Here is a 12,905-nt window from a genome sequence, read left to right as displayed (position 1 = left end):
CGTGACCTTTCTGGCACTTCTGACTGGGATTCGTTCACACGCGCTCAGTTCGAAGTTGACACAAAGACAGACACCGAACTCGGCGCTCTGCGTGGCTTCATCGGCTTCCGTGGCAATGCTGACAATGGTTCTGCTGCTGGTTCCAGCGTATTCGTTGATCAGGCCTTCATCTCTCTCGGCGGTCTCACTGTTGGTAAAGTTTACAGTGAATGGGATAACGACCTGAACGGCGAAACAGACATCCTGTCCACCAACACTCTGTTCAACTCTGTTCGTTACACATACGACGCTGGCTCGTTCGCGGCCACTCTGTCGGTTGACGAACTTGAAGGTACGCTTTCTACACGTGACAACAACGTTGGTATCACCGGTGTAGTTTCTGCCAAGTTCGGCGCAGTCAGCGCGACTGTCGTAGGTAGCTATGACACAGACCTCGAAGATGGTGCCATCCGCGGTATCCTGTTTGCTGACGTCGGTCCTGGCACACTTGGTCTTTCCGGCGTATGGGCTTCCGGCGCGAATTCTTACTACGCAGTGTCCGAATGGGCAGTTGCTGCTGAATACGCAATCAAGGCAACAGACAAGCTGACGATCACGCCTGCTGCTCAGTACCTCGGCAACGTAGGTCCTCGCGGTCTTGATGGCTCGATCTATGGCGCAGGCATTTCGCCAAACGCCGACTTCAGCTCCAACGATGCTTGGACTGCTGGTCTGACGGTTGACTACAAGATCACTGACGGTCTTGCTACCAAGATCACTGCAAACTACTACGACGAAGACAACCGTGGCGACGAAGTCACTGGTTTCGTTCGCCTTCAGCGTTCGTTCTAATCTGATCTAACTTCGGTTGGTTAGGAAAGCCCGGCTTTAGAGCCGGGCTTTTTATGTTTGGGCCGCTGTGCTGCGGCGGCCCTTTGCGGGTTACATTGGGTAAAGAAAAAGCGCCGGTAAGACGGCGCTTTCGTACTTTCTATAATCTATGTCCGACTCACCCCGAACGGCCATCACGTAAGTCGGCAACAATATCCGCCTTCTGGCCCAGCCGTGTCTTATAGACCTGATAATTTNCCATCACCCGCTGCACATAGTTGCGGGTTTCGGGGAAGGGGATGCGTTCGATCCAGTCTACCACGTCATCGATGGGTTTGCCGCGTGGATCGCCGTATCGGCTGATCCATTCCGGTACGCGCTTTGGTCCTGCATTATAGGCGATGAAGGTGAGGATGTAGGAGCCGCCAAAACTGTCGATCTGTTCGCCCAGATAATGCGCGCCGAGAGTGGCGTTGTATCCGGCATCCGTCGTCAGCTTGGCCTGAGTGAAATCCATGCCATGGCGGCTGGCGACGCCTTTGGCTGTTCCCGGCAGAAGCTGCAACAGGCCGCGCGCATTGGCGGGAGAGACTGCGGCTGGATTAAAAGCGCTTTCCTGTCGCGCGATGGCATAGGCGAGTGCCATGCCGGAGCCTGAAATATTGGCCGTACCGGGTATGACGCCGATCGGGTAGGCAAGCGCCGCCGCATCTATGCCGCGTCCGAATGCCGTCTTGCCGATTTGAAGCGAGACCTGATGATTGTTGTTCTTTTCCGCCCGGGTTGCGAGGATTGCAAGCTCGCCTGGACTGTCGATCTGTTCGGCCAGAGCGCGGTAAAGTCCATCGGCGCGCCAGCTGTAACCGGCAGCTTCAAGCCGCTCGATGGCACGAACCGCTTCGCGGTCTGCAAAATGCTGCCTGTCGCTGTCCGTCGGGGAAGGGTAGGTGACGTTGATCGTCGTGCTGCCAATTCGCGCCGCCGCAAGCTGCCCGTAAAAGGTGCCCGGATTGGCGGCGGCTTTGGTGAAATACGCACGTGCATCGCCCGGCCCGCCTGCTTCCGCAGCGCGTCCCAACCAGTAATAGGCGCGGGAGGCGGAAAGCGGGCGGTTCGATGTTTCCAGCAACGCATTGAAATGCTTGGCGGCAGAGGCCGGATCCTGCAAGGCACGCAGAGCATACCAACCAGCGTGAAACTCCGCGTCGGCAATATCGACAGGCGAGGTGGCCGAATGGTTGGCAACGATGCGGTAGGCTTCGCTGAAATGACCAAGGTCAGCCAGGCCTCGCGCCACGATCCGTCGCTCGTTCCACCATTCGCCGGGGTTGACCAGCTTGGCCTGCTCCTTGGGTGCTTGCGCAAGAAGCTTTGCGGCGTCCTCATATTTCTGCTGATGACGCAGGTTTTCGATCCGCGCGAAANGATAGGCCGGGTCGGCGCGCATCGGGCCGCTGACTGCATTCAGGGCAGCAGGGGCATTTTTCGCTCTCTGCAGAACGGCGGACCATGCGGCATAGAGTGGTTGCGCCTTGCCAAGGTCACCAAAACGTTTCGCCTGGCTGACACGGCTGCGATACATCAGGAAATCCATCCGCGCTTTGTGATCAGCGGCAGAGAGAACGCCCGGAAATTGGGACATGACACGATCTTCCAGGACCGTGTCCATACCTTCGCTGACCCACAGTTGCTGTATGAGCTTTTGCGTCTGGGCCGCATTGCCCGAAGCGTTCAGCGCCTGCGCCAGCGCGATGGTGCCTTCGGGAGTTTCTGGGGTGGCTGTTCCGAAATATGCGATGACCTGCGCAGGGGGCGGGCTCTCTCTCAGTAAGGCGCGTTCCGCGTTTGCACGGAAAGTCGCAGTTCCCGACCAGCCCTTCAACTCGCGTTGAGCGGTCGCGATTTCGCTCGACGCCACGTCGCGCTGCCCCGAAATGGCAATTGCCCAGGTCAGAATATGGCGGTCCAGGTTGGTGGGTGGCAAAGCGTCGCGAATGGAAATGGCGCGCAAAGCATCACGACTAGAGAGCGCATCGAGCCCAGCTTTCAAATCGGAAACGTCGAGAGGCGTATTGGGGCGAATAATCGACCCCGTCACTTCGGGTGTGGCGAGTGGAAACACCTGGGAGGACGGCGCATTCGGCTTGACGAAGGGCAGGGGTGCCATGCCGTCCGGGGACGGACCCGCCCACGCGCTCCACACCGTTGCGGCAAGACCCGCTGCCACCAAGCTCAAAGCTGTTTTCTTCATGGCCGTACTCGCGACTTTGGAATGACTGCCGGCGCCTGTCCACGTTCCTGTTCAAACCTCACGGCAGATAACATGCCTCCATTAGCCGCTTTCAGCATTAACGAAACCTTAAACAAAAGCCTCGCATTCGATCAAATTTCAGTCAGGTGGGGCTCTGCTCGACGGCTTTGGCAGCCAGTTCCTGATGTCATTTCGGCTTTGCCTTCAATGCTGCAATTATTTGCATTTTCGCGTTCAAAAGCAGCCGTTAACAGCTTGTCGGTGGCTTAACCCCACTCTAATGTGACTTCGTTTTAATCATGGAATGCGGCTGAAGCATGGACTGGCTCACCGCAAGGAGTTTNGCATGTTCAAGGGATCCATTCCCGCCCTCATTACGCCGTTCACCGCGCAGGGCGCCGTGGACGAAACAGCGTTTGCCGCCCATGTGGAGTGGCAGATTGCTGAAGGCAGCAGTGGCCTCGTGCCCGTCGGAACGACCGGAGAATCTCCAACCCTGTCGCACGACGAGCATAAACGGGTCGTTGAACTGTGCGTGGAAACGGCGGGCAAACGGGTTCCGGTCATCGCTGGTGCGGGTTCCAACAATACGCGCGAAGCCATTGAGCTTGGCCTGCATGCGCAGGAAGTGGGTGCAGACGCGCTGCTGGTTGTCACGCCATATTACAACAAGCCAACGCAAAAAGGCCTCTTTGCACATTTCTCGGCAATCGCCGAAGCGGTGACATTACCAATCGTGATCTACAATATCCCACCGCGTTCCGTCATCGATATGTCGCCGGAAACCATGGGCGCGCTGGTCAAGGCGCATAAGAACATCGTCGGTGTGAAGGATGCGACCGGTAAGCTGGATCGTGTGTCCGAACAGCGCATCACCTGTGGCAAAGACTTCGTCCAGCTGTCTGGTGAAGATGGCACGGCACTTGGGTTTAACGCGCATGGCGGCGTGGGTTGCATTTCTGTGACTGCCAATGTTGCGCCGCGCCTTTGTGCAGATTTCCAGGCTGCGATGCTGGCCGGTAATTACGCATTGGCGCTGGAATTTCAGGACCGTCTGATGCCGTTGCACCGCGCCATCTTCCTGGAGCCCGGCGTTTGCGGCACGAAATATGCGCTTTCACGCAGCCGTAATGGCAGCCGCACGGTGCGTTCGCCTTTGATGGATACGCTCGAGCCTGCAACGGAAGCGGCCATTGACGCGGCTTTGAAACATGCGGGCCTTATCAACTGATACAGACCGTAGATGCGCTGGAAACGGCGCATCTTCACTTTTGGCAACCCCGCCACTACATAGGGGTTGAGCCGCAGCCAGTTTGCGGGCGAATAAAACGGATTGAAAAATGGCCCCCAAAGGCAGTCAGCGTGTCGTGAACAAGATCGTTGCGGAAAACCGCAAGGCTCGGTTCAACTATGAAATCCTCGATACATACGAGGCAGGTATCGCTCTGACTGGCACGGAGGTTAAAGCGCTGCGCGAAGGCAAGGCGAATATCGCCGAATCCTACGCATCTGATGAGAATGGTGAAATCTGGCTTATCAATTCGCATTTGCCGGAATATCTGCAGGCCAATCGTTTCAACCACGAGCCACGCCGTCGTCGCAAGCTTTTGCTTTCGAAACGCGAAATTCACCGTATGCGGATCGGCATCAATCGTGAGGGCATGACGCTCGTTCCGTTGAAGATTTATTTCAACGAAAAAGGTCGCGCGAAGCTTGAGCTAGCCATCGCCAAAGGCAAGAAGCTGCATGACAAGCGTGAAACGGAGAAGGAGCGCGACTGGAACCGCCAGAAATCGCGTATTCTTAAAGGCAGCGCGGGCTGATTTTTNGTCGCGTAAGGCCGCTTTAGGTCAGGTCTGATGCTGTCGAGAGATTACTCTCCCAACTCCATGACGAGAGACAAAGGCGCGCGGAACGTCGCGATCAACCCGCTTTGGGTGAAGTTCTTTTCCACGTCGCCAGTCCCTGCAATTCCCATGCGAATGAGGCGCGAACCGAAACCTTTTCGTTCCGGTTCTGCAGCAGGCGGGCCGCCCTTTTCTTCCCACTTCAGCGTCAAAATGGGCCGTTCGGAATCGTCTGAAACATGCCAGCTGATATCGACCACACCAGCATCTGTTGATAGCGCGCCGTATTTTATGGCGTTGGTGCCAAGCTCATGCAGCAAGAGCGATAGAGAGAGACCGGCCTTGGGCCCAAGCGGAACCTCGGGGCCGGACATCACGACTTTGCCATCGCCAGCATGCAGATGCATGACCCTGCCGATCACTTCACGAAGGCGCGCNGTCGACCAGGATTGCTGAAGCAGCACATCATGCGCGGAGCTGAGCGCCTGTAACCGACCATTGAAGGCAGCAACCGCATCTTTTTCGGTGACGTTTTTCAGTGTTTGCGCAGCAATGGCCTGCACGATGGAGAGCGTGTTCTTGAGACGGTGGCTGAGTTCCTGATTGAGAATTCGCTGCTCGGATTCCGCATTCAGTCTGGCAATCGCCGCGTAGGCACGGTCGGCGACGCCCCAGGCAAAATCAAGCTCTAGCTTGCTCCAGAAGCGCGGTTTCGAATCATGTGCAAACAGCACGCCAACCAGCGCGCCTCTGTCGATGATAGGAACCTTGACGAAGGACCGCACGCCCATGGCGGCATAGGCCTCCGCGTCACTGTCAAGCCAACTGGCGGCATTGATGTTCGGGACAGCCAGCGTATCACCGAGTTCAAGGCGCTTGGTCGTCGCCTGAAAAAGGCTGAGCGGGTGGTGGCCGGCAATGGATGTTGTGCCGGATGCGAGCCAGTTGAACTCGACATACAAGCTATCCAGCGCACTGTTTATCGTTGAATATCCGGAACGGTTGACGCCGAGACCCTCGGCGAGAATTTCCGATGTGATCCGGGAGATATCCTGCACCGTCTTGCCCACACGCAACCTGTCGCCCAAGGTCAGGAGGGCTGCGATGCGCGCATCCTTGCGTTTGGAATCGGTGATGTCGATGACAACACCGATCATCTTCACAGGCTTGCCGCGCTCATCCTCCACGAACTGCGCCCGCCGCGCTACCCAGCGCACACGCTGGTCGTTGCCGCGCCGCACCCGGTACTCCACGCTTAAGGGCGCAGTGGCCGCACCGCGGCTGGCGGCTTCAGACGCGGTTTTCCTGTCACCATCGACGATCAGGTCTTGGAACACCGAAGCTTTGTAGTTCTGCTGCTCCGGCACTCCGAAAATTCGGCAGAATTCGTCCGAANCAATCATCTCGTCGGTTTCGATATCGACTTCGAAANTGCCGATACGGCCTGCGTCATGCGCGGCTTTTGAGCGCTCATCCTTCAGCCGTAACGCTTCCGCCTTGGCGCCGACCTTGCTGGCGCGGATCTGCCTTTTCGCCGAAAGACGACGCTCGAGCGTAAGATCGTATGATACTGCATGCAAGGTTCGTCGCAACTCAAGCTGTGACATCACCTGACGGGCCAGTGCTTGCAACGAAGCCTTCTGTACGTCCGTCAGTTCCTTTGGCTCGTAGCCAAGTGCGCAGACCGTGCCGATAGGCAGACCATCATCGGATTTCAAAAGGGCGCCNGCATAGAAGCGAATATGTGGCTGGCCGGTCACGAGCGGATTGCACTCGAAGCGCGGGTCTTTCGTCGCGTCCGGCACGACCATGAAGTCCTGCTCCAGGATGGCTCTTGCGCAGAACGAACTGTCCAGAGGCGTTTCGCGTACGCCCAAACCCACTTCGGCTTTGAAGAACTGCCTGCCATCACCAATCAGATTGACGACAGCAATAGGCGTGCCGCAAATCGCCGATGCAAGCTGGGCAATGTCGTCAAAATCCTGCTCGCGCGGCGTATCGAGGATGTTGTAGCTCTCGAGTGCGGCCAACCGGCGCTGTTCTTTAGAAGTAATACCTTCCATGGGCCTTTGATATCTGGAGCTTCTATGCCGCGTCGGCTCGACGCAGCCGATCATTTAGCCCATTTGATACAATACTTTGCGCCATTCCCAAACGAAAAAANCCAAGCACCAAATTGTGACTCTGGCGTGCCAAAAAGGCCGCGCAAAATTGCGTGATACAAGCAAAAAACGCCAGTTGGTCCGCGAGAACCACGCTGGCGCTTTTTTCTATCGAATCAAGAATGTCCGCGTCTCTGCCCCAGACCTTTCAGGCTGCGCGATACATCGTCTGCTGATGGCTCATGGTTTTTTGAACGTTGAAACGGCTGACCAGAGCGGCAAGATTGTTGCTGACGTCACTCAGGCCATGGGTTGCCGCGTTGGTTTCTTCCACCATGGCGGCATTCTGCTGCGTCAATTGGTCCATGCTGCTGATCGCCGAGTTGATTTCGCGAATGCCCACGGCTTGCTCCTGCACTGCCTGCGTAATGGCGCCGATATGGTCTTGAATATGATCCACCTTTTCACCGATCGAGTTCAGCGCTTCGCCCGTGCGGCTGACCAGTGACACGCCGGACGTGACATCCTGCGAGGATTTGTCGATGAGGACACGGATTTCCTTGGCGGCATTGGCGGAACGCTGCGCCAGTTCACGGACCTCCTGCGCCACAACGGCGAAGCCTTTGCCCGCTTCACCGGCGCGCGCTGCCTCAACACCGGCATTGAGTGCCAGAAGGTTCGTCTGGAAAGCAATTTCATCGATGACGCTGACGATCTGGGCAATCTTTNGCGAGGATTGCTCGATGGCGCTCATGGCCTCGACGGTTTCCGTTACGATATGGCGGGAACGCGCGGCCTCTTCGGCGGAGCTCTTGACGATATCGCGGGCCTGTTCGGTGCGTTGAGCGGATTGTCTGGAAATCGTGGTTATCTGTTCAAGTGACGCGGCGGTTTGTTCCAACGATGCGGCCTGCTGCTCGGTGCGGCGCGCCATGTCATCCGTCGAAGCAGTCAGTTCGCGGGTGTTGTCTGAAATCTTCTGAGATTCCTCGATAATCTCGGAAAATGCGCCGGAAAGCTTGGCAAGCGCAGTGTTGAAATTGTTTTTCAAACCGTCGAACTCGGCAGGGAGATCGCCGTCTAGGCGGGATGTCATATCGCCCTGCGCCATGTGGTTCAGCGCCGTATTCAGCAAGGACAGAACGTGTTCCTGTTCCTGCTTCATCCGGGCCTGTTCGAGCTCCACCTTGGCGCGCTCCTCGGCAAGTGCTTCAAGATAAACGGAAATCGAGTAGTCCATGTCCAGCATCGCCGCTTTGACTGCAACGGTGATGTCCTTGGCAACCTTTTTACCCTTCTTCTCGACCATGAACCCTTTAAGCTGGGATTCGACCACGGCATTGATGATGCCTTCAAGAACAAGGGCGTAACCGCCAATATACCAGCGCGGCTCAAGCCCAAGGCGTGCATGGGTGCGCCCGATGGCGGTCACTGCCGTGGTATATTCGCTGTCGAATGCCGCAGAAGCGATGCGAGACCAGTGTTTGACCTGCATGGTTTTGGCGTGTTGGATGTGGGCCTCGTTCGCGAAGAACTTCGCGGTATCAGGCGTAACCTTCGCTTTTTTGTAAAATGCATCCAGCGACCCATCAAGCGAAGCAGTGATGACGGGCTTCAGCGCAGCAAGATCGCGCCTCTGCTCAACGCCAAGGCCGATAAAATCAAGCCTCTCATTAAGATAATATGCGCTCTTTTGTCCCGTCATTCCGTAAANCCCCTGAAGTCGCAAGACGCGATCCCCACCGCGCCGAATTGGACTCAAGAGAACACTTTTATACTTAACGAACTGCTAAATTTGGTGGATGCGTACACCAATACCAAAAAANGCACGGGCACCGTCAAGGTGCCCGTGCTTCAATCGTTCGTAACGATGTAAACGTTTACTCGACAGTCTCAGTATTTTCGACCACGCGGTGAGTGCGCTCGCTTGGGTCACGACCGATTTCCGCCTTGAGTGACAGCAGGTCGATGAAGTGATCAGCCTGACGACGCAAATCATCGGCAATCATCGGTGGCTGTGTCGACATGGTCGAGATGACGGACACCTTGCGGCCGCGGCGCTGCAGTGCATCAACGAGCGTCGTGAAATCACCATCTCCCGAAAACAGGACAAGGTGGTCGACGGTCTCGGACTGCTCCATGGCATCGACGGCAAGCTCGATGTCCATATTGCCCTTGATCTTGCGGCGACCCATGGCGTCGGTGAATTCTTTCGCTGGCTTCGTCACGACCTTATAGCCGTTGTAGTCCAGCCAGTCGATCAACGGACGAATCGAGGAATATTCCTGATCTTCGATAAGGGCGGTGTAATAATAGGCGCGCAGCAGATATCCGCGCTTCTGGAAGGCCTTCAGAAGTTTNCGATAATCGATATCGAAGCCGAGGCTTTTGGATGCAGCATAAAGGTTGGCACCATCGATAAAGAGCGCAATTTTCTCACGTGGATCAAACATAGAAACAAAATCCTCCCTAGGCGAACGGGCCGCCAATAATTTAAACAGTATCGGTTAGCGAATATAGGCGCGTCATACGGTACATTATTAAGCATTCATATAAGTGTCATGGTTCGCCAGTCCAGCCCCTCATGAAAATTATGTGTAAAGTTTAATCCAAATGACGAATTCGTGCTTGCGAAACGTGCAGGTGAGGAAAAACTTGAAATCTTTCGTCAATGCCTGTATCGGGACGGGTAATCCGCGACATTAAGACCGCAAAGGACAGGCAATGGCCCGTGTCACCGTAGAAGATTGCATTGATAAAGTAGACAACCGTTTCGAACTGGTTCTTCTCGCCAGCCATCGTGCGCGTCAGATTTCGCAGGGATCGCAGATCACGATCGATCGCGATAACGACAAGAACCCAGTGGTTGCGCTGCGCGAAATCGCTGACGAAACGCTGTCTCCAGACGACCTTAAGGAAGACCTCATCCACTCCNTGCAGAAGCATGTTGAAGTGGACGAGCCAGAACCCGATCCAGTTTCGATTGCTGCTTCCGGTTCTTCTGCCGACGCAGAAGATGACGACGCACCGGAGACAGTGAACTTCGACCAGATGACGGAAGAAGATCTTCTGGCTGGTATCGAAGGCCTTGTGCCGCCAGAAAAGAACGACGATTATTGATTTTATCAACGCAAAGCCGGGCAGGGTACTGTCAGGTTACGCTCTGTAAAGCTTTGTCGTCATAATCTGGACCCAGATTATGCAGCAGTGTGCGCCGATCTAACGATTGGCGCGCTTTCTTTTNCGGGGCATCCCATACATGATGCGACAGTACGAACTCGTTGAGCGGGTTCAAAAATACAAGCCTGAAGCCAATGAGGCCTTGCTGAACAAGGCCTATGTCTATGCCATGCAGAAGCATGGTCAGCAAAAACGCGCAAACGGCGATCCGTATATTTCGCATCCGCTGGAAGTCGCGGCCATTCTCACCGAAATGCATCTGGACGAATCGACGATTGCGGTTGCCTTGCTGCATGACACGATCGAGGACACCAGCGCCACGCGCGCCGAAATCGATGAACTCTTCGGCGAAGACATCGGTCGGCTCGTTGAAGGTCTGACGAAACTCAAGAAGCTCGACCTCGTTACCAAGAAGGCCAAACAGGCCGAAAATCTTCGCAAGCTGCTGCTGGCGATTTCCGATGATGTGCGCGTCCTTCTCGTGAAGCTGGCAGACCGCCTTCACAATATGCGCACCATGGAGCATATGCCGGAGGACAAGCGCAGCCGTATCTCCGAAGAAACGATGGAAATCTATGCGCCGCTTGCGGGCCGCATGGGCATGCAGGATATGCGCGACGAGTTGGAAGACCTTTCGTTCCGCTACCTCAATCCTGAAGCTTTCGAGACTGTCACCAAGCGCCTTCAGGGTCTGGAAGAGCAGAATCAGGGCCTCATCAAGAAGATCGAAGACGAATTGCGTGAACTGCTTGTCGCCAATGGTGTCGAGGGCGCTTACGTCAAGGGACGGCAGAAGAAACCCCATTCGGTTTTCCGCAAGATGCAATCGAAGTCACTGTCCTTCGAGCAGCTTTCCGATGTCTACGGCTTCCGTATTCTCGTGCCCGATCTTCCCGCCTGCTACCGGGCGCTCGGTATCGTTCACACCCGCTGGCGTGTGGTTCCGGGGCGGTTCAAGGACTATATCTCGACGCCCAAGCAAAACGACTATCGTTCCATCCACACCACCATCGTCGGCCCGTCGCGTCAGCGTATCGAGCTGCAAATCCGCACGAAGCGGATGCATGAAATCGCCGAATTCGGCATCGCCGCGCACTCGCTGTACAAGGACGGGCAGATCGGCAATGGCGACGTGCTATCACCCGATTCCAACGCATATTCCTGGCTACGCCACACCATCGAGGCTTTGGCCGATGGAGACAGCCCGGAAGAGTTTCTGGAGCACACCAAGCTCGAGCTTTNCCAGGATCAGGTCTTCTGCTTCACCCCCAAGGGCAAGCTCATCGCGCTGCCGCGAGGTGCCACGCCAATCGATTTCGCCTATGCCGTTCACACCAATATTGGCGACACCACGGTTGGCGCCAAGATCAACGGGCGGATCATGCCGCTGGTCACGCGCCTGAACAATGGCGATGAGGTGGAGATCATCCGTTCCGGCGTGCAGGTTCCGCCTGCCGCGTGGGAAGAGGTAGTGGTTACAGGCAAGGCGCGCTCCGCCATTCGCCGCGCCACCCGCATGGCCATCCGCAAGCAATATGCGGGCTTGGGCTACCGAATTCTGGAGCGCACCTTCGAGCGCGCCGGCAAGCCGTTTTCACGCGAAGGGCTAAAGCCCGTGCTTCACCGCCTGGCGCAGAAGGACGTCGAAGACGCCATCGCAGCGGTTGGTCGCGGCGAAGTATCGTCGCTTGATGTGCTGCGTGCGGTCTATCCTGATTATCAGGATGAGCGCGTGACTGTGAAGATGACCGGTGATGACGGCTGGTTCAACATGCGCAGCGCGTCCGGCATGATTTTCAAGATACCGGGCAAGTCGCGTTCAGTTCTGGAAGATGACGGCGCCGCCGAGGTCATCGATGATCCCGATCCACTGCCGATCCGTGGTCTTTCCGATAATGTCCAGGTGCATTTCGGCGCAGCCGGTGCTGTTCCCGGAGATCGCATCGTCGGTATCATGGAAAAAGGCAAGGGTATCACGATCTATCCGATCCAGTCGCCCGCGCTGCAACGGTTCGATGACGAGCCGGAACGCTGGATCGATGTGCGCTGGGATCTGGACGAGGCCAACAAGTCACGCTTTATGGCTCGTGTGATGATCAATGCGCTGAACGAACCGGGTACGCTCGCCTCCGTCGCGCAATCCATCGCAACGCTGGACGTGAACATTCGCGGTTTGAACATGGTGCGCATCGGCACCGACTTTTCCGAATTGGCACTCGACATCGAAGTATGGGATTTGCGCCAACTCAACCAGCTTCTGTCGCAGATGAAAGACCTAGACTGCGTCTCTACGGTCAAACGTGCCTTCGATTGAGNCAAATTTGCTTAGAAANCGATCAATGAGGTCGTCGTTATGCGTTGAGCGCATGGCAGCGGCCTTGTCCTGTCTGTAGTCAAAGGCGATAAACCGGACTATTTTCAGTTTCAGAAATCAAGAGAAAACAAACGGCTCGCCGGGCATGACCCGAAGATGTGGCCGTTCAATCTGAAAAGGAAAACAAGATGTTTGGACCTCTCCGTAAGATCGCCCGCGCTGTTCGTGGCAAGACGACTCAGGAACGTGAATTCGATTACCTCAGCGATTCCGTATCGCGCATTGACCTGGAGTTCCGCCAGCGCGAAGTCGATCGTGGCATGTTCCGCAAGTAATGCAAAAATGCATACCGGCTATGTCGGTGTGAAATAGGGTGAGCGCATATGAAATGCGCTCTTCGG

General features: G+C 56.0%; 10 protein-coding genes. 6 read left to right on the top strand and 4 right to left on the bottom strand.

Annotated features, from left to right (window positions below; translation table 11 throughout):
• Positions 1–831: porin (locus CUC55_RS18660; protein WP_067644102.1), on the top strand; the 831-nt coding region annotated here is incomplete at its 5' end.
• Between the two features lie 157 nt (positions 832–988).
• Here the strand turns inward: CUC55_RS18660 and CUC55_RS18655 are convergent.
• Positions 989–3,061 carry a lytic transglycosylase domain-containing protein gene (locus tag CUC55_RS18655; RefSeq protein WP_170063913.1) on the bottom strand — a complete coding sequence of 691 codons (2,073 nt, stop codon included), beginning with the start codon at positions 3,059–3,061 and terminating at the stop codon, positions 989–991.
• A 346-nt stretch (positions 3,062–3,407) separates the two neighbouring features.
• Between CUC55_RS18655 and dapA the strand changes: the two genes are divergently transcribed.
• Together dapA and smpB are read left to right on the top strand one after the other, a co-directional pair.
• A complete protein-coding gene (gene dapA / locus CUC55_RS18650; RefSeq protein ID WP_067644096.1) occupies positions 3,408–4,292 on the top strand; it encodes a 4-hydroxy-tetrahydrodipicolinate synthase in 885 nt (294 codons plus the stop codon).
• 109 nt (positions 4,293–4,401) lie between these two features.
• Positions 4,402–4,884 carry an SsrA-binding protein SmpB gene (smpB, locus tag CUC55_RS18645; protein ID WP_067644093.1) on the top strand — a complete coding sequence of 161 codons (483 nt, stop codon included), beginning with the start codon at positions 4,402–4,404 and terminating at the stop codon, positions 4,882–4,884.
• A 50-nt stretch (positions 4,885–4,934) separates the two neighbouring features.
• Here smpB and CUC55_RS18640 read toward each other — a convergent pair whose 3' ends face one another.
• From CUC55_RS18640 to CUC55_RS18630, 3 genes are all read right to left on the bottom strand, one after another.
• Complete coding sequence (locus CUC55_RS18640; RefSeq protein ID WP_157940975.1) at positions 4,935–6,971, bottom strand: GAF domain-containing protein; 2,037 nt, start codon at positions 6,969–6,971, stop codon at positions 4,935–4,937.
• 247 nt (positions 6,972–7,218) lie between these two features.
• Complete coding sequence (locus CUC55_RS18635; protein ID WP_103088755.1) at positions 7,219–8,715, bottom strand: globin-coupled sensor protein; 1,497 nt, start codon at positions 8,713–8,715, stop codon at positions 7,219–7,221.
• Between the two features lie 175 nt (positions 8,716–8,890).
• Entirely contained in the window at positions 8,891–9,463 is a 573-nt protein-coding gene (locus CUC55_RS18630) for a LabA-like NYN domain-containing protein (RefSeq protein WP_067644084.1), read from the bottom strand.
• A gap of 271 nt (positions 9,464–9,734) precedes the next feature.
• On the opposite strand from CUC55_RS18630, the gene rpoZ reads away from it, so the two are divergent.
• From rpoZ to CUC55_RS18615, 3 genes are all read left to right on the top strand, one after another.
• Complete coding sequence (gene rpoZ / locus CUC55_RS18625) at positions 9,735–10,130, top strand: DNA-directed RNA polymerase subunit omega (RefSeq protein ID WP_103088754.1); 396 nt, start codon at positions 9,735–9,737, stop codon at positions 10,128–10,130.
• A gap of 139 nt (positions 10,131–10,269) precedes the next feature.
• Positions 10,270–12,504 (top strand): RelA/SpoT family protein, encoded by a 2,235-nt coding sequence (locus tag CUC55_RS18620; RefSeq protein ID WP_103088753.1) that lies wholly within the window; start codon positions 10,270–10,272, stop codon positions 12,502–12,504.
• Between the two features lie 188 nt (positions 12,505–12,692).
• Positions 12,693–12,839 (top strand): DUF3563 domain-containing protein, encoded by a 147-nt coding sequence (locus CUC55_RS18615; protein ID WP_077106133.1) that lies wholly within the window; start codon positions 12,693–12,695, stop codon positions 12,837–12,839.
• Positions 12,840–12,905 lie beyond the last annotated feature (66 nt).

Source organism: Agrobacterium bohemicum (genome assembly GCF_002896715.1).
Taxonomy (GTDB): Bacteria; Pseudomonadota; Alphaproteobacteria; order Rhizobiales; family Rhizobiaceae; genus Agrobacterium; species Agrobacterium bohemicum.
Note: the sequence above shows the minus strand (reverse complement) of the source record. Positions and strands in the feature narration are given on the sequence as shown.